The sequence below is a fragment of the Pseudofrankia coriaricola genome (assembly GCF_032027725.1).
Lineage (GTDB): Bacteria > Actinomycetota > Actinomycetes > Frankiales > Frankiaceae > Pseudofrankia.
The window spans coordinates 26,601-43,116 of sequence record NZ_JASNFO010000117.1 but is presented as its reverse complement, the minus strand read 5'-3'; the positions used below and the strand labels follow the sequence as shown (position 1 = coordinate 43,116).

19 protein-coding genes, 1 pseudogene and 1 riboswitch are annotated in these 16,516 nt (G+C 71.2%); of the genes and pseudogenes, 11 read left to right on the top strand and 9 right to left on the bottom strand.

Features of this window, described 5'->3' with window-relative positions:
* Positions 1–24: 24 nt before the first annotated feature.
* Positions 25–549, bottom strand: a complete 525-nt coding sequence (locus tag QOZ89_RS41965) for a TetR/AcrR family transcriptional regulator (protein WP_312624649.1) — start codon at positions 547–549, stop codon at positions 25–27.
* Positions 550–682: 133 nt separating this feature from the next.
* Here QOZ89_RS41965 and QOZ89_RS41960 point away from each other — a divergent pair, with 133 nt between their 5' ends.
* A complete protein-coding gene (locus QOZ89_RS41960; RefSeq protein WP_312624651.1) occupies positions 683–1,414 on the top strand; it encodes an SDR family oxidoreductase in 732 nt (243 codons plus the stop codon).
* Between the two features lie 193 nt (positions 1,415–1,607).
* Here QOZ89_RS41960 and QOZ89_RS41955 read toward each other — a convergent pair whose 3' ends face one another.
* A complete protein-coding gene (locus tag QOZ89_RS41955; protein WP_312624652.1) occupies positions 1,608–2,306 on the bottom strand; it encodes a hypothetical protein in 699 nt (232 codons plus the stop codon).
* Positions 2,303–2,797: a sigma-70 family RNA polymerase sigma factor gene (locus QOZ89_RS41950; protein ID WP_198543314.1), complete on the bottom strand. Its 495-nt coding sequence runs from the start codon at positions 2,795–2,797 to the stop codon at positions 2,303–2,305. Before QOZ89_RS41950 ends, QOZ89_RS41955 begins: the two co-directional genes overlap by 4 nt.
* Before the next feature lie 294 nt (positions 2,798–3,091).
* Between QOZ89_RS41950 and QOZ89_RS41945 the strand changes: the two are divergent.
* Positions 3,092–3,307: pseudogene (locus QOZ89_RS41945) on the top strand (transposase); the annotation flags it as partial.
* Positions 3,292–3,546, top strand: coding sequence for a hypothetical protein (locus tag QOZ89_RS41940; protein WP_071049889.1), 255 nt, complete (start codon positions 3,292–3,294; stop codon positions 3,544–3,546). The pseudogene QOZ89_RS41945 and the gene QOZ89_RS41940, both read left to right, overlap by 16 nt.
* Here the strand turns inward: QOZ89_RS41940 and QOZ89_RS41935 are convergent.
* Positions 3,543–3,977, bottom strand: coding sequence for a nuclear transport factor 2 family protein (locus QOZ89_RS41935; RefSeq protein ID WP_157910538.1), 435 nt, complete (start codon positions 3,975–3,977; stop codon positions 3,543–3,545). The genes QOZ89_RS41940 and QOZ89_RS41935 overlap by 4 nt on opposite strands.
* Before the next feature lie 279 nt (positions 3,978–4,256).
* A riboswitch (cobalamin riboswitch) is annotated at positions 4,257–4,454 on the top strand.
* A 28-nt stretch (positions 4,455–4,482) separates the two neighbouring features.
* Here QOZ89_RS41935 and bluB point away from each other — a divergent pair.
* A complete protein-coding gene (gene bluB / locus QOZ89_RS41930) occupies positions 4,483–5,154 on the top strand; it encodes a 5,6-dimethylbenzimidazole synthase (protein WP_071049887.1) in 672 nt (223 codons plus the stop codon).
* A gap of 70 nt (positions 5,155–5,224) precedes the next feature.
* On the opposite strand, the gene QOZ89_RS41925 is transcribed toward bluB, so the two are convergent.
* Genes QOZ89_RS41925 through QOZ89_RS41915 form a run of 3 tightly spaced genes read right to left on the bottom strand, consistent with a single transcriptional unit; the run spans position 5,225 to position 7,249 of the window.
* Positions 5,225–6,055 (bottom strand): VIT1/CCC1 transporter family protein, encoded by an 831-nt coding sequence (locus QOZ89_RS41925; protein WP_312624657.1) that lies wholly within the window; start codon positions 6,053–6,055, stop codon positions 5,225–5,227.
* A complete protein-coding gene (locus tag QOZ89_RS41920) occupies positions 6,052–6,699 on the bottom strand; it encodes a peroxiredoxin (RefSeq protein WP_157910537.1) in 648 nt (215 codons plus the stop codon). The genes QOZ89_RS41925 and QOZ89_RS41920 overlap by 4 nt, the downstream gene beginning before the upstream one ends.
* A 49-nt stretch (positions 6,700–6,748) precedes the next feature.
* Positions 6,749–7,249, bottom strand: a complete 501-nt coding sequence (locus QOZ89_RS41915) for a hypothetical protein (protein WP_312624659.1) — start codon at positions 7,247–7,249, stop codon at positions 6,749–6,751.
* A 215-nt stretch (positions 7,250–7,464) separates the two neighbouring features.
* Between QOZ89_RS41915 and QOZ89_RS41910 the strand changes: the two genes are divergently transcribed.
* Positions 7,465–8,895 carry a DEAD/DEAH box helicase gene (locus tag QOZ89_RS41910; RefSeq protein WP_312624661.1) on the top strand — a complete coding sequence of 477 codons (1,431 nt, stop codon included), beginning with the start codon at positions 7,465–7,467 and terminating at the stop codon, positions 8,893–8,895.
* A gap of 300 nt (positions 8,896–9,195) precedes the next feature.
* Here QOZ89_RS41910 and QOZ89_RS41905 read toward each other — a convergent pair whose 3' ends face one another.
* The gene (locus tag QOZ89_RS41905; RefSeq protein WP_312624663.1) at positions 9,196–10,203 is read right to left on the bottom strand and encodes a sigma-70 family RNA polymerase sigma factor; all 1,008 of its coding nucleotides are present in this window, start codon (positions 10,201–10,203) and stop codon (positions 9,196–9,198) included.
* A 159-nt stretch (positions 10,204–10,362) separates the two neighbouring features.
* On the opposite strand from QOZ89_RS41905, the gene QOZ89_RS41900 reads away from it, so the two are divergent.
* The gene (locus tag QOZ89_RS41900; RefSeq protein WP_071049882.1) at positions 10,363–10,941 is read left to right on the top strand and encodes a dihydrofolate reductase family protein; all 579 of its coding nucleotides are present in this window, start codon (positions 10,363–10,365) and stop codon (positions 10,939–10,941) included.
* Here the strand turns inward: QOZ89_RS41900 and QOZ89_RS41895 are convergent.
* The gene (locus QOZ89_RS41895; protein ID WP_312624665.1) at positions 10,938–11,183 is read right to left on the bottom strand and encodes a hypothetical protein; all 246 of its coding nucleotides are present in this window, start codon (positions 11,181–11,183) and stop codon (positions 10,938–10,940) included. The genes QOZ89_RS41900 and QOZ89_RS41895 overlap by 4 nt on opposite strands.
* 144 nt (positions 11,184–11,327) lie before the next feature.
* Between QOZ89_RS41895 and QOZ89_RS41890 the strand changes: the two genes are divergently transcribed.
* The 5 genes from QOZ89_RS41890 to QOZ89_RS41870 all read left to right on the top strand — a co-directional run bounded on the left by QOZ89_RS41890 (position 11,328) and on the right by QOZ89_RS41870 (position 16,494).
* Positions 11,328–12,365, top strand: a complete 1,038-nt coding sequence (locus QOZ89_RS41890) for an ABC transporter ATP-binding protein (protein ID WP_071049880.1) — start codon at positions 11,328–11,330, stop codon at positions 12,363–12,365.
* Entirely contained in the window at positions 12,362–13,237 is an 876-nt protein-coding gene (locus QOZ89_RS41885; protein WP_083418900.1) for an ABC transporter permease, read from the top strand. Before QOZ89_RS41890 ends, QOZ89_RS41885 begins: the two co-directional genes overlap by 4 nt.
* Positions 13,238–13,285: 48 nt before the next feature.
* Positions 13,286–14,767, top strand: coding sequence for a sensor histidine kinase (locus tag QOZ89_RS41880; RefSeq protein WP_071049879.1), 1,482 nt, complete (start codon positions 13,286–13,288; stop codon positions 14,765–14,767).
* Positions 14,764–15,432 carry a response regulator gene (locus QOZ89_RS41875; protein WP_198543313.1) on the top strand — a complete coding sequence of 223 codons (669 nt, stop codon included), beginning with the start codon at positions 14,764–14,766 and terminating at the stop codon, positions 15,430–15,432. The genes QOZ89_RS41880 and QOZ89_RS41875 overlap by 4 nt, the downstream gene beginning before the upstream one ends.
* A 177-nt stretch (positions 15,433–15,609) precedes the next feature.
* The gene (locus QOZ89_RS41870; RefSeq protein WP_071049878.1) at positions 15,610–16,494 is read left to right on the top strand and encodes an NmrA/HSCARG family protein; all 885 of its coding nucleotides are present in this window, start codon (positions 15,610–15,612) and stop codon (positions 16,492–16,494) included.
* Positions 16,495–16,516: the final 22 nt, after the last annotated feature.

Genomic DNA, 16,516 nt, shown 5'->3' with positions numbered 1-16,516 from the left:
ATCAGGCAGGCGCTCGGGCAGCCGTTACAAGATCGCCGTGATTGCCGCGACTGTTTCGTCGGCCCAGGTGTGGTCGAGTGGACCGACGTCAAAGATCAGCCGGTACCACAGAGAGCCGTAGACGAAGTCGAGCAGCGGCGTCGTGTGCTCATCGGGGATCTCGCCCCGGGCTACGGCCCGGTCCAGGAGAGTTCCCAGGGCGGCCCGTCTGGTGACGAGGAACCGGTCCCGGACGTCATGGGCCACGGCCTGGTCCGTGGCTGCCGCCGCCGCGACGGCACGCAGGAGACGCACGGTGGTGTGGTCGGCGGACTCGACGGTGGACCGCAGGAAGGCCCGCAAGTCGCTTGGCAGGGTGCCGTTGTCGGGGAGCGGGATGGTCTCCTGCCCGCGTTCGGCCATCGCGTCGAGGATCACCTCGGTCTTGGATCGCCACCAGCGGTACAGCGTCTCCTTGCTGACGCCGGCCCGCTTCGCGATGGCCTCCATGGAGAGCCCGGCCGGTCCCACCTCGCCCGCCAGCGCCAGGGTCGCCTCCAGGACCGCCATCCGCGCTCGCTCGCTTCGCGGCCGCCCTGGCTGGCGGACGGGTTGTTCGCTCACCTCCGCATCGTAACCGAACGGTCCGTTCGGTATCTGGTGTAGCGTTTGCGAACGGGTCGTTCGGAAACGGAGGTTCGCGATGTCCGCGAGCAGCACCATGCAAGATCGTCACGTCGCCGTCCTCGGCGGCAGCGCCGGGATCGGTTTCGCCACGGCGCGGCTGCTCGCTGGCCGGGGCGTGCAGGTCACCCTCGGCGGGCGCAACCGCGACCGACTCGAGGCCGCGGTCAAGGAACTGGGCGGTACGGCCAGGGGACTTGAGGTGGATGCCGAGGACGTCGGCGCGTTGCGGCGGTTCTTCAGCGAGGCGGGACCGATCAGCGACCTGGTCGTCACAGTCACCCGGCGTGGCGGGGCCGGTCCGGCGGCGGAGCTCGCCGACACCGACCTCGCCGGGGCGTTTCTGGGGAAGCCGGTCGCCCATCTGCGGGCCGTGGCGCTGGCGCTACCGACACTCGCCGAGGACGGCTCGATCACGTTGGTGACCGCGGGTTCGGCGCAGGCCGCGCTGCCGGGGACCGCGGGCTTGGCCGCGGTCAACGGCGCTCTGGAGGCCGCGGTGCGACCACTCGCTGTCGAGCTGGCCCCACGGCGAGTCAACGCCGTGTCCCCCGGCGTCATCGAGACCGGCTGGTGGGACGAAATGCCAGAAGACGCCCGACGGGCCGCGTTCGACCAGTTCGCACGTCGGACTCCGGTCCGGCGCAATGGCCGACCCGATGACGTCGCCGCGGCGATTGTCGCGGTCCTGGAGAACAGCTTCATCACCGGCGTGGTCCTGCCCTGCGACGGCGGGCTGCGGCTTACCTGACCGGCTCGGACGCCCGCCCGGGACGATCAGCGGGCCGACGTCTGGAGTCCGGTGCCGGATCGGCCTAGCCGATCCGGCAGGTCCGGGAGGCATAGTCCACAGGCGTACCGGCCCGCGGCCGACCTACGCGCTTTCGCCGCGGCCTGCGCCGGCTGCCCCTCGCCCTGCTCGCTCCGGCCGACGCGACGTTCCGCTACTTGCGCGCGCCGTCGCCCTCGGACCCGCCACGAACGACGTGCGCGGGCGGCGCGTCCGTGGTGCACGTCAGCGGTACTCCCGTGGGCACCAGGCGCTCGACGGATCCCGGATTCCCGTTCGTGGCGGCCAGTTGGGCCTCGTTCAGGTAGCCGATGAACAGCTGAGTCCCGGCCGGCATCGCCGAGGGGGTGAAGACGAAGGTGACCCTCCCATCGTCTCCCCGCTCGCCCTTCATGACGTCCCTGACCCCGGGCCCTGAGCCGCTCGGGTCGAGTGTTCCGTCGTCCTGCGGGCCCTTGCAGAACTCGCCCTCCTTGATGAGCACCGGGAATCCGGCCTGGCGCAGCGCGGCCTCCAGGCCCGCGTGGTCCTTGATGTACATCTCCTTGTCCCACGTCACATGAACCGTGCCGTCGCTCACGGTGTCCACGGTGTATGCCACCGTACGGATGTGCACGGCGCCCGCCCCGGTGCTGTCGCCCGCCGTCGGCGGCGCGGTCGACGGGCTGCCGTACATCGGGACGCCGAGCGCAAGCCCCGCGGCTGCCGCGACGCCCGCCGTCATGCCCACGATGCGGCGCCGACGCCGGCGCGCCCGGCCCGCGGCCTCGATCTGCTCGACCGGGGTGTCCATGGTGATGCCGTCCAGCGAATCCTTCAGCGCGTCCAGTACGTCCATGTCGCGGTCGCTCATTGCCCAACCTCCGGGTTGTCTGCGGTAACAAGGTGGCCGCGCAGTGTCGCAACGGCCCGCGACAGATGGGCGGCGACGGTTCCCGGGGCGATCCCGAGCACCTTGGCCGTGGTGCCGGTGTCGAGGTCGAGGAAGACCCGGTACGCGATCACTTCCCGCTGCCGCCGCGGCAGTTGACGCAGCACGGCCAGCAGTTGGGGGTCCAGACCGGGGTCACTGACCGTGCTGGCCGCGACGTCGGGAACACCGTCCAGCGCTACTTCCCGTCGCCGCCGACGCCACCACGAGACCCGGGTGTTGAGCGCCGTACGCACGATCCATGCGCGCGGCGCCGGATGGCGGCTGACTTTCGGCCACGCCATCCAGGCCCGAGTGAACGCCTCGGCGACCAGGTCCTCGGCCAGCTGCCGATCAGCCACGCTCGCCAAGACTGCCCGCAGGCATGCGTCCTGGCTGGCTTGGTAGAACTCCCTGAACTCCAGCTGCTTCACACCCCCTATACGCCGCAGCGCCTCGATCCGCTTACCTGAGACTCGGACTCGGACTCCGTGACGCGGGCTTCTTTCGCGGGACAACGACCGCCTCGCCGCACTGCGCCAGCAGACCGATGCCTGGCACCACGGCATGCGCGGCCGACCCACCTGGTGGCGCAGCGGCGACGGACGTGGTGTACGGGATGTGATCGACCAGTGACTTGCTGGAGTAGCGGTCCGCGAACTGGGACGGCCACCGCGTGATCCTCTTCGAGAACCGACCAAAGAACTCGAAGACGGAGGAACACTGCGATGGCCGTGCGACCGACTGTGCCCGACGCGGAACTCGTCGGCAAGGAACTGATGATGGCGAGTCCGGATCTGCTGGGCGCGCTGGTGAAAAGGTTCGCGGATTCCCTGATGTCCGCGGAGGCGGACGCGCTGTGCGGAGCGGAATACGGTGAGATCTCGCCCGATCGGGTGAATCGTCGCAACGGTTACCGGAGCCGGGAGTGGGACACCCGGGCTCCCCGACCTGCGTCGGGTCGAGTTCGAGCTACCTGTGGGCCTGCCCCGTCGGCATCGACTGGTTCGTCATGCTCGCCGACACCGTTGACACCGACACCGTGGGGAAGGTCTTCCGTGCCGTCTACGCCCAGCCCCTCACCCCGCACCAGCTCACCCGGCTCTGGCCGGCTGGCCCCCGTATCGGCGGACCCGGCGCCCCTGCGACTCCTGAACGGCCGGCCATACGGATGAGGAGCTAATTCTCCACGAGGGCCTCGTTGGAGTACGTCCTGTCGAACAGGACATCGTTGGTGTGAATCGTGTCGTAGTATTCGCGCACGGACTGAATCGTGCTGCCGCGCACTTCGACGACAAAGCAGATCCGGTTGTCGTACGTCTTTCCGGCCGGCGACACCCCGCGCACCTCGGCTTCGACGACGACCCGATCTCCTTCCGCTGTTCCACTGGTGATGGTCATTTCTATCCCAGCCGGCATGACCGTTCCTACCAAGCCGAGCAGATCGACGAGCTTCTGCTTGGTGTATGTGCCCGCCAGCGGGATGTGCTCCGGCTTTCCGGACACCAACCACGTAGCCTTCTCGTCCATCAGGTCCATGGCGGCTTTGATGCGCCCCACCGACAGGTTCTCGAAGAAACTGAACACCATGTTCTTGTTTGCCGTCGTACTCAACCGCACTCCTTGTTGATCTTCGGCACGATTTGCCGCTAGCTCGATGACAAGCGGCCATGCTAACCCGCGGTCGGCGACGGCCCAGAGCTTCGCCGACCGGCAGCCGAGCTGACAGGCCCCGCCCGGAGTTCCGTGGCAGCCAGCGTGGCAGCCAAGCCGGTGGACGACGGCGGACGATCGGGGGACGCCGGCCAAACCGGGATCATCGGGCTCTGGTGTGGGCCTCGTCCAGACCGGCCAACGAGCCCGGCGGCGGGCACCAGGCCCTGATAGCGTGCACGGCGGCATCGTTTGCGGGGTGCCCCGGGTGACCGGGGAGAATCGGGAAGCCGGTGGAAGTCCGGCACGGGCCCGCCGCGGTAACCGGGGAGTCCCCGTCCACGCGCTCAGCGCGGCCACTGGACCTAACAGTCCGGGAAGGCGGACGGTCGGCGTCGATCCGGGAGTCCGAAGACCGGCCCCGCGCGGGTGCCGCCCTGGGGCGGCCGGACAGCGGGAGCCTGCCATGCCTACGCATCTGTACGACGTGATCCACCAGCGCCGCGACGTGCGCGGCCAGTTCACTGGCGCGCCGATCCCCAGCGAGATCCTCGAGCGGGTGCTCGAGGCCGCACACGCCGCGCCGAGTGTCGGACTCAGCCAGCCCTGGGACTTCATCCTCGTCACCGACCGGCGCACACGGCGGGCCTTTCACGCCCACGTTCGGTGCGAGCGGGAGGTCTTCGCCGCGTCGCTTGCCGAACAACGGGCCGCCCGCTTCAGCCGGATAAAGATCGACGGGGTGATGGAGTCGTCCCTGTCGCTGGTCGTGACCTACGACCAGCGACGCGGGGCGCCGGCGGTCCTGGGCCGACACGCCATCGCCGACGCAGGTCTTTACTCCGTCTGCCTGGCGATCCAGAACCTGTGGCTCGCGGCCACGGCCGAGGGTCTCGGCGTGGGATGGGTCTCCTTCTACCGGGAAGCGTTCGTCCGCGACCTGCTCGCCATCCCCGCGGACATCCGACCCGTCGCGTGGCTGTGCCTCGGACCGGTAACCCACCACGAATCCATCCCCGACCTCGAGCGCCACGGCTGGGCGAACCGGCGCCCGCTTCGCCAGGCGGTCCACCAGGAACGCTGGCATCCGACCGCCGACGACAACGACTGCGACTCGTCGAGAGCGCCGTCGACGTAGAAGTGGAAGAAGGCGTTGACGTACTTCAGCGGCACGCTCGCCTCCATCTCGGCGCGCGTCTCCTCGTCGGTCAACTCACTGTTGAGCCGAACAGCTTTCCGATGCTGTAGGTGGCTGCCGCTGCGGCCAGGATGATAGCCAGCTGGCGCAGCGCCCCACGCCTCATCGAGTGATCGCTGGAGCGGGCGATGCCGGCCCCGACGAGGATGCTGGCGATGGCGGTCAGGGCGATGGACACGGATACGGCGGGGACGCCGCGCAGGAACCACCAGGGCGCGAGCGGTATGAGGGCTCCCCCGGCGAAGTAGGCGAGCGATGTGGTCGCGGCGGTCAGTGGCGAGCCGAGCCCGGCGGGACTGATGCCAAACACGATCTGAGCGGTGAAGGCAAGAAACCGCTCCTCGTCCAGCGCGAGCTCTGCTGGCGCGGATTGCGCGGTTGCCCGGGCGAATCCCGCGGCCTCTAGGCGTGATGAGAGCTCGTCGAGCATCAATCGTGGGTTACGCGTGACCAGTTGCCGGATCTTGACAAGCAGGCCACCGTAGAGTTCGGCCTGACTGCGTACGGAGACCCATTCACCCGCAGCCATCGACAGCGCGCCGGCGAGCAGGCTGGCGAACCCGGCCAGACGGACGGTGCCGGGCGACGCGTGCGCGCCGGCCATGCCCAGAATGAGGCAGATGTTGGTGACGAGGCCGTCGTTAATGCCCAGCACCGCGGCTCGCGCGCCGCCACGCGCGACCCGGGCTACCTGGTCAGCAAGATCGGCTGCATCGAATGCCGGATCGGTGGGCCGACTCGCGGCGGTCGTGCGCAGCGGCCACGCCGGTCGGTGTGCTCGATACGCTCGGTGGCCGGCGGGCAGGAACGGAACGACCCCCGCGGGCACGTCCTCACTCATGCCCGGCCCAGCTCGGCGAGAGTGGACAGTACAGAGACGGCATGCTCCTGGACACCGGCGACGACATATGTCTTGCGGACGACGCCATCGGGATCGACCAGGTATGACACTCGAAGCGGAAAGGCGGCGTACTGGTCGTCTGGGTCCCGCTCGACCGCGAACAGGCGCCCCACGCTGTGGTCCACATCCGAAAGCAGCGGGAACTCGAAGCCCTGTTCCTCGGCCCAAGCCTTGTTCTCTTCAGGTGTGTCGAACGACAGGCCCACAATGAGACAGCCGGCTGCCTGAAACTGCTCGGCCTGGTCTCGTAGTTCCTGACCTTCGATGGTGCAGCCGGGCGACCCGGCCTTGGGATACCACCACAACAACGCCCAGTGCCCCGCAAGCGCAGTCGAGGCGACCAACCTCCCGTCCTGGTCCGGGAGGGCGAAGACAGGAACGCGGGCGCCTGGGTCGAGCATGTGGGCGATGCTATGTCGCCGACGGCCAGCTATCCGCGGCCGGGCGACCCCGCGACGCACTATCGCCACCTGGTGGCGCGGGACGGCGATCTCGACCTCTATCTCGTGGGGCCGACCACCCACACCGGCCATTGCGAGCAGCCTGCGCACCAGGAACACGACCGTGACACCACGGCCCGTCATGATCCCCGACCTCACCGCGTCGCACGCCTGGTGACCTGTGACCCTGGCCTCACACCGGCATGTGGTCCAGACGCCGCTGGCCGACCGGCTGGCGCGGCGACGACTGGCCGCGCTCACGCCCGGATATGTGCGGGCGGCGATCCGGCGCTGGCAGCAGGAGGGCCTGTCGGTGCCGACGGTGTCCGGCCGCTGGCTTGCCCTGCGTTCGGCGGTGTCCTGGGCAGTCGACGAAGAGCTTCTGCCTAGCAACCCACTTGCCGGCGTGAAGGGCCCACGGCGGCCGGTACCGCGACGCCACCACACCCTCGCCGAGGTCTGCCAGCTTCTGCGCACCGCCGAGGCCCAGGTCGCCGCCGCCGAACACGTGGTAGGCGCCCGCCTGGACCGCGCCGGGCCTGCGCGGGCGCTGTTCACCGCCGAGCAAAATTTGCTGTTGGTGCGGCTTGCGGCCGATTCCGGTGCCCGCCGGGGTGAACTGGCCTGCCTGCGCCGCTGCGACCTGGACGGTCGGGTTCTGACCATCGAGCGGGTGCTGTGCGGCGGGCCTCACCGCACTGGTCAGCACCGATGCGGCGCACGGACCAGCTATGCTGACTGCATCAGCTCGTCGAGCTCCTGCCGCGAGTTGTCCGCGCGTCGTAGCACCCGCTGCTCAGCATCGGGCCTCGGCTCCGCGCGTAACCGGTCGAGATCCTCGGATCCGGTTGTCGGCGGGACATCCACACAGATAGCGATTTTTTCTTGTCTTCGTTCACCGATCTTGGCGTGCCTGCGCGCCTGACCGACGTTCTCACCCGTCTCGCCATCGAGATCCCCACCCCCATCCAGCGGGCGACGCTGCCGGACGCGCTCGCTGGACGTGACGTCCTCGGCCGCGGCCGCACGGGGTCCGGCAAGACGCTCGCGTTCCTCCTGCCCGTGGTCGCGCGGCTGTCCGGCGGGCCCCGGGCCCGAGCAGGGGCTCCGCGCGCACTGATTCTGGCGCCCACCCGCGAGCTCGCCGCGCAGATCGACACGGCTCTGCGGCCGCTCGCCGCCGCGGCCGGCCTCACCTCGTGCACCGTGTTCGGCGGCGTCGGTCAGAACCCGCAGGTGGCCGCGATCCGGCGGGGCGTCGACATCGTCGTGGCCTGCCCCGGCCGGCTCGAGGATCTCCTCGCGCAGGGGCACTGCTCGCTGGCCCAGGTAAAGGTCACCGTGCTGGACGAGGCCGACCACATGGCCGACCTGGGGTTCCTTCCCGCCGTACGCCGGCTGATCGGCCAGACCCCGGCCGGCGGGCAGCGAATGCTGTTCTCGGCCACCCTGGACAAGGCCATCGACACCCTGGTGCGCCAGTACCTCAGCAAACCCGCGGTACACGAGGCCGACTCCGCCCAGTCCCCGGTGGGCACCATGGCGCACCATCTGCTGCACGTCGAGCGGGACAGCCGGCTCCCCGTGCTCGTCGACCTGTCCAGCGCACCAGGCCGCACGGTCGTGTTCACCCGCACGAAGCACGGCGCCAAGGCTCTGGCCCGCCACCTCAACCGCGCCGGCGTGCCCACGGTCGAGCTGCACGGCAACCTGAGCCAGAACGCCCGTACCCGCAACCTCGACGACTTCCAGACAGGCCGGGCCTCGGCGCTGGTCGCCACGGACATCGCCGCCCGCGGCATCCATGTCGACAACGTGGCCCTCGTGATCCACGCCGACCCGCCGGCCGACCACAAGGCATACCTGCACCGTTCCGGGCGCACCGCGCGCGCCGGCAACAGCGGCACCGTCATCACCCTGGCGACCACGGAGCAGATCCGTGAGGTCACGCAGCTGGCCCGCGCCGCCGGCATCAGGCCGACGACCACACGGGTCGCATCCGCCGATCACCCGATACTCTCCACGCTCGCCCCCGGCGCTCGGTCGCTCACCAGCCCCGCGGTCGCGATCCAGGCGGAGACCAGAACCAGTCCAGCCCAACGCATGCCGGTTGGCGGAGACCGCGGCACCGAGCCGACACCTCGAACAGGCAGACGGCGTGGACGCCGCCCCGCCGGCAACCACGGCCACCGCGCCGGGCGGGCCACGGCGTCTCGACCGCCGATGGCCACGGCTCGTACCAACTCACCCGATCACGAGGCCGCCCCGTCGACCGCCGAGCGACCCAGGTCGCGACCGACCCACAGCGCCGCGACGTTCAGCGCACGCCGCGCCCGCTGACCAGACTCGGTCACACCCATACGACACGTGCGTGTGACCGAGTCGCACGGCATTCCCGCGCGCAGCCGATCATGGTGCGGCTGCGCGCCCCCGGGTCGCTCGACCCGACCGGCGGAGCCAGCGTTCGGCGAAGGCGTTTGCGCGCGGCGCCTGGACCGGTGTCCTGAGGCGGCAGTCGCCCCCTGGTGCTCCGGAGCCGCCTTGGTCTCCCGCCGTCCCGTGGCAACGCGCGCCGCGCTCGGTTCAGCGCCCGACCCGGCCGAGCGTCGTCAGTGCGGAAGTCGATCGTTGGGATGCCGGCTATCGGCTGGGGATCGATCGCCGTAGCCCGAACGACGGGAGCACGCTGTTGTCGAAGCGGGTCAGGGCGCAGATCCGATCGCCGGTGAGGGTGAGGAGGTAGAGGCCGGTCCCGTGGCTGATGCCGTTGGGAGAGCGCAGGTAGGCTCCGAACGCTGGCTGACCGTTGGCTCGCGTCGGGACGAGGTCGAACCGGCGACCCGCGCTGAAAATACTGGCGCAGAAGCGGGCCACGACGTCTCGGCCCTCGTACTCGAAGGGCATCGGCGGCATCGACATGAACACGTCGTCGGTCAGAAGGTCCACCAGCGCGTCGAGATCGGCGGATTCCCACGCCTGCGCGAATTTCGCCACGATCGCGTTCTCGGCGGGGGAGTCGGAGGCGGGCGGTGGTTCGCGGTCGTCGTTAGCCATCCGTCGCTGCTCCAGGCCGGCGCGAGCGCGCTTGAGCGCGCTCTTGACCGATTCGACGCTCGAGTCGAGCATCTCGGCCACCTCGTTCGCGTGGAATCCGAGGACGTCGCGCAGGATGAGCACGGCGAGCTGACGGGGCGGCAGGACCTGAAGGGCGGTCACGAAGGCCAAAGAGATGGCTTCGTTCTGCTCGTAGCAGGCCTCCGGGCCCAGCGGCGCGTCGACCGCGCTCTCGAACAGGGCGTCGGGCATTGGCTCGAGCCATACGACTTCGCCGAGCCGGGTCGGCTCGGGCGGTCCGACATTGGGCACGTCCCACTCCTTGGCCAGGCGTCGGCTGGCCGACCTGCGCGCGTTGAGGCACCGGTTCGTCGCGATCCGGTAGAGCCAGGTTCGCGGCGAGGCGCGTCCTTCGAACCCGGCGAAGCCTTGCCAGGCGGCCAGCAGCGCGTCCTGCAGGACGTCCTCGGCGTCCTGGAACGACCCGAGCATCCGGTAGCAGTGCACCAGCAGCTCCCGGCGGTACGGCTCGGTCAGCTGCCGGAACGCGTCGCCGTCCCCGGCCCGCGCTCTGGAGATCAAGTCGGCGGCCACATCCAACACCCTCGGATCACTTCCCTTCGCGTCTCGTCGCTCGCCTGTATGGACACCGGCCCGGGGGCAAAGGGGGCGGCCCGCCGACGCCCCCTTTTCGACGTCGCGGTGTCTACATCGGTGGCAGGTGACAACACAACCCGACACCGGAGAGACGCGATGGGAAAGATCATTATCAGCACGAACGCCTCACTGGACGGAGTCGTCCAGGACCCGGACGGCCAGGAGGGCTTCCGGCTGGGCGGCTGGTTCAACCAGTTCGGGGGCAAGGACCTCGATGCGTGGTTCACGATCTCGTTCGAGGAGGCGCTGGGCGCCGAGGCCCTTCTGCTCGGTCGGCGCAGTGACGAGTGGTTCGCCGCGCGGTGGCTGTCGCGCAGCGGCGACTTCGCCGACCGGCTGAACGGCCTGCCCAAGTACGTCGTGTCCTCGACCGTCGACGAGCCCAGGTGGAGCAACGCGACCGTCCTCGGGGGCGACGTGGTGGACCAGGTCTCGAAGCTGAAGGATGCGCTGGACGGGGAGATCCTCGTCTACGCCAGCTATCAGCTCGGGCGCACGCTGATCGAGCACGACCTGGTCGACGAGCTGCGGCTGTCCGTCTTCCCGGTGGTGCTCGGGGCCGGCGAGCGTCTCTTCGGTGAGACCGGCGACCAGAAAGGCCTGCGCCTCGTCCAGGCCCGGACCATCGGTGACAATCTCGTCCACCTCACCTACCGGGTTGGTCGCGACGTCTAGCTGACCTCGGCCGGAAAGCGCCTCCGTGGGTCCGGGGGCACCCCACCCACGGAGGCGCCTCGGCACGCCTGCGCCGGCGCCCGCGGCGACAGCGCCGGCCGCAATGGGAGGGCGCCGGCGCCGAGCGCGACCGGCAGCACCGGCAGCACCGGCAGCACCAGCAGCACCAGCAGCACCGTGTCGACGCAGCCAACGGCGAGCAGCCGGGTCGCTCCCCAGCGCCGGAACGCCGGCCCGGCCACCAGAGACTCCAGGAGCCCGCCCGCGGGCGATGGCCCTCCCTCGGGGACGGGAGAGCCGTGGCCTGGTTTTCTGCCCGTGGGCAGAGCCGCGGTTCTGCCCGTGGGTCGATGTGCCGGTGGCCGCAGCGGCGAACCATTGGCGGCATGACAGATCTTCCAGTGGTGATGGTGCGCGGCCTGCGCAAGGCTTACGGCGAGCGGGTCGTCGTCGACGACGTGGATCTCGATGTGGCGGCCGGCGAGGTGGTCGGTCTGATCGGCGCCAACGGTGCCGGCAAGACCACGACGGTGGAGTGCGTCCAGGGGCTGCGGCGCCCGGATGCCGGGACGGTACGGGTTCTCGGCCTGGACCCGGTGCGCCACGCGGACCGGGTCCGCCGCTGGGTCGGCAGCCAGCTGCAGGACTCGGCGCTGCCCGACCGGCTCCGGGTGCACGAGGCGGTCGAACTGTTCGCCACCGGCCGCGCCCGGCCGGCCGGCGAGCTGCTTGACCAGTTCGGGCTGGCGGAGCGCCGCCGATCGGCGTTCGCCTCGCTCAGCGGCGGCGAACGACAGCGGCTGTTCCTGGTCCTGGCACTGCTGAACCGGCCGCGGCTGGTGATCCTGGACGAGCTCACCCAGGGTCTGGACCCGGCCGCCCGGCGCGGCGTGTGGTCGGCGGTCCGGCAGCTACGCGACGAGGGCACCACCGTGCTGCTGGTGACCCACGAGCTCGACGAGGCCGAGGCGCTGTGCGACCGGGTGGTGGCCATGCGCCGCGGGCGGGTGCTGGACGCCGGGCCGCCCGCGCGGCTGGTGGACCGACACGCGGGCTGGGCGCGGGTCCAGTTCGGCTGGCCGCCGGGCGACCGCGGCGACGCGAGCGGGATCGGCGACGCGGGCGAGGCCGGCGAGCTGGTTCGGGCCATGCGCGCGCTGCCGGGCGTTCGGGACGTCTCGGTGCATGGCGACCAGGTCCGGGTGCACGGCGACCGGCCGGTGATCGCCCACGTCGGCGCCGAGCTCGTGCGCCGCGGCCGGATCCCCGCCGATCTGCGGGTGGAACTGCCCGATCTCGAGGCCGCGCTGCTCCGACTGCTGCGCGACGACGACACCTCCACCACCGCACCGACCGCCACGTCAGCCACTCCCGCCTACCATGCCGGCCCCTTCACCGCGGAACTGATCGGAGCCCAGCAATGACCGCCACCATGGAGCCCTCGCTCGCCACCGCCACCGACGCGGTGACGACGCCAGCCACCGCACCGACCACCACCACGACGGCGACGGCGGGTACAGCCACGGCGACGGACGCCGGCGAGGCGGCCGGGCGCGGGGCCGTGCGCCGGCTGATCCGCGCCGAGCTGCGGCTGACCGTCCGTGACCCGATGACGATGTTCTTCGTGTTCGCCTTCCCGGTCGTAACAATGCTGATCATCGGCGGCTCGTTCGGACGCTCGCCGGACGAGGATTTCGGCGGGACGGATCCGGCGCACTGGTATGTCGCGTCCTATCTGACGGTCGTGATCGCCGCCGCCGGGCTGGTCATGCTGCCGGTGCACATCGCGTCCTACCGGGAGCGCGGGGTGCTGCGCCGGTTCGCCGCCGCCGGCTTCAGCCGCTGGTCGTTCGCCGCCGCGCAGCTGGTTGCCGGGCTCGTGGCCATCGCGCTGGCCGGTGCCGTGCTGCTGGCCGTCGCCGCCCCTGTCTATGGCGTGCCGACCCCGCACAGCTGGTGGCGGGTGGCCGTCGGGCTGGCCGCCGGCGCGGTCGCCTTCGTCAGCATCGGCGTCCTGCTGGGCACGCTGCTGCCCTCGGCCCGCTCGGCGCAGGCGGTGGGGCTGCTGCTCTTCTTCCCGTCGTTCCTGCTCGGCGCCGGCGGGCCACCGCCGGCCGTGATGGGCTCGGCGCTGCGCGTGATCGCCGGCCCGCTGCCGCTGACCCTGGTTACGAAAGCGGTGCGCGAGCCGTGGCTCGGCATCGGCGACGCCACCGGCCCGCTCGTGGCCGTCGTCGCGCTGGCGCTGGTCGCCCTGGCTGTCTCCGCCCGCCGCAGCTCGCTGACCTCGCGGTAGTTTGCCGTGAGCCTGATTCCGGCTGGCGATCGCCGTACCATGCGCCCCATGAACGCGCTGGGCCCGTGGGCCGCCCGGTGGGGACCGCCGGTCGCCTTCGCGCTGTTCACGCTCGTCGGGGTGGCCTGGCAGGGGGTTGGCTGGCGCGGGGCCGACGCCGCGCGGCTCGTGGCGGCCGGGATCGCCGTCGTCGCCGTGCTGCTCGTGCGGCCCGGCCACCGGCTGCGCGCGCCGGCGGCGGCGGTCGCCGCCGCCGCCGGCGCGGCCGTGGTCTGCGCCGGCTCCTCGTCGAATGTTGGCTGGTTCGCGCTGGTGGTCCTCGCGGGCTGGCTGGTGGCCATCGCGGCACCGGCGGTCTGGCTGCCGTTCTGGGCCGGCGCCCTCGCGCTGTTCGGGGTGCAGGCACTGACCTCCCCCGACCCTGGGTGGGGCGCGTGGGCCGCCGGCACCACCTTCGCGACCTTCTGCTGCTGGCTCGCTCGCCGCGAGCACACCCTCGCCGAGCAACTGCGGCAGGCTCAGGCCGGGCTGGCCGAACGGGCGGTCGCCGAGGAACGCAACCGGATCGCCCGCGAGGTGCACGACGTCGTGGCGCACTCGCTGACCGTCTCCCTGCTGCACATCTCCAGCGCCCGTCTCGCCGTCGAGGAGGACCCGGCGGAGGCGGCCCGCGCGCTGGCGGAGGCCGAGCGGCTCGGCCGGGCCGCCCTCACCGAGGTGCGCCAGGTGGTCGGGCTGATGCGTGACCGTGCCACCGGCCCATCGCACGTCCCGCTGCCCGACGCCACCGGGATTCCTGACCTGGTCGAGGGGTACCGCGCCGCCGGGGCGCCGGTGGCCCTGGAAGTCACCGGCGACCTTGCGGGCCTGCCGAGCACCACCGGGCTGGCCGTCTACCGCATCCTGCAGGAGGCGCTGACGAACAGCGTCCGGCACGCGCCCGGCGCCGCGTCAACGGCCCGGCTGGCCGTCACCCACGGCCGGTTGTCACTCACCATCGACACTCACCCGCCTGTCCGCGACACCACGCTGGTCAGCGATACCGCCGCCGCGGCAGCCGCCACGGGCACCACCACGGCCGCGGCGGCGATGACGCAGGCCATGACGACCCGCGTCGCGGGCGCCCGCGGCGGGCTGGGCCTGGTCGGGATGCGGCAGCGGGCAGAGGCGCTCGGCGGCACCTGCGCCGCCGGGCCGGGCGGCTCCGGCTGGCGAGTACATGCCGAGATCCCACTGCCGGCTGGCACCGGCGGTCAGGTCGCCGTGCCAGCGCCGACGCGGTCAACGACGTCCTCGCGGGCGCCATCGCGGCCACGCTCGAAGCCGGCGGAGCCAGCGTCGCCGACGCCACTGGAGCCCGGGCCGGGGCCGGAGCCGGCAGAGCCGACGGCCGAACCGGCATCGTCCAAGCCTGCGGCGCCCGAACTGGCATCGTCCAAGCCTGCGGCGCCCGAACTGGCGTCGTCCAGGCCAGCGGCGGCTCGGCCGACGGCGTCGCCGGCCACGGCAGACGCGCTGGCCACGCCATGATCCGAGTGCTGCTCGTCGACGACCAGGAACTCGTCCGGGTGGGTCTGAAGGGCATCCTGCGGGCCAGGTTCGGCTTCGAGATCGTTGGTGAGTGCTCGGACGGCGCGGGCGTGGCCGCGGCCGTCGCTCATTGCAGACCGGACGTAGTGCTGATGGACGTCCGGATGCCGGTCGTGGACGGTGTCGCCGCCACGGCGGCGCTGCGCCGGCTCGCCGACCCGCCGCCCGTCCTGGTGCTGACCACGTTCGAGGACGAGGAGATCCTGGCGGCGGCGCTGCGCGCCGGCGCGTCCGGTTTCCTGCTCAAGGGCGTGCCCGCCGAGGACCTGCAGCGCGCGGTGCGCACCGTCGCGGCCGGCGGCGCGTGGCTCGACCCGGCCGTGACCGGGCACGTGCTCACCACCTACCGGGCTGCCCCCGGCCTCGTCCCGGTCCAGGGTGCCGCGCTGAACGTCCTGACCGCCCGTGAGCGGCAGGTCCTGGCGCTGATCGGCCGCGGCGCGACCAACCAGGAGATCGCCCGCGAGCTCGTCCTCGGCGAGGGAACCGTCAAGACCCACATCGGCCACCTCTTCGCCAAGCTCAGCCTGCGCGACCGGGCCGCCGCCGTCGTCTTCGCCTTCGACCACGGCCTCGTCCAACCGGCCCCGCCGCCTGATCGTTGAGCGCGCTCGCGGTCGTAAGAACGTCGCAAGAACACAGCCTGCTCGACGTGCGGCGGACAACCCTTCTATCGAGGAGGCCAGCCGGGCTGGGCGGCACCCAATGCCCCGGCGGGCCTGTCCTGAGTAGCAACATTGCCACCAGGTTGTCGGCCGTGACCGTCGCTAGCGTGACGTTCCATGGATGATCACAAAGAATCGGTTCTTGTCATCGGCGCGACCGGCCAGCAGGGCGGCGCGGTGGCCCGGGCGCTGCTGGGGCGCGGGCGGACTGTGCACGCGCTGGTACGTGACCCCGACCGGCCCGCCGCGCGGGAACTACGCGCGGCGGGGGCGCGGCTCGTCGCCGGCGATCTGGACGACCTGGCATCGATGCGCGCGGCCATGGGCGGCGTGGGCGGCGTCTTCCTGATGCTGACCAGCGTGACCTCGGGCACCGTGAGCCTGGAGGATGTCGAGGCCGAGGTACGGCGCGGAAAGGCCGTCGCCGACCTCGCGGCGGAAGCCGGCGTCGCGCACTTCGTGTACAGCTCGGTCGCCGGCGCCGACCAGAACACCGGAATTCCCCACCTGGAGAGCAAGGGGCGCATCGAAGCGCATATCCGGGGTCTTGGCCTGCCGGCCACCGTGCTTCGGCCGGTGTTCTTCATGGAGAACTTCACGACCGTCACCCGGCCCGTCCTGGCCGACGGCGGGCTGATCGTCGCCCTGGCCCTGCGCCCGACCAGCCAGCTGCCGCTGATCTCGATCCCCGATATCGGCGAGTTTGCGGCATTGGCGTTCGACCAGCCCGAGACGTTTATCGGTCAGACCCTCGTGATCGCGGGCGACGACCTCTCCGCCGCGGGAATGGCCGAACGGTTCGGCGAAGCGGCCGGGATTCCGGCACGTTTCCACCAGACCCCGCTCGAGCAGCTGCGTGCCTTCGACGAGGAGGTCGCGAAGATGTTCGACTGGTTCGATTCCGGCGCGATGGAACGCCCCGACCTGCCGGCCCTGCGCGCCCTGCACCCGAAGGCCATGACGCTGGCGGCGTGGCTGCACTCGACCGCCTGGCGCCCGTAGCCGCGTGCCGCCAGTCGGGTGT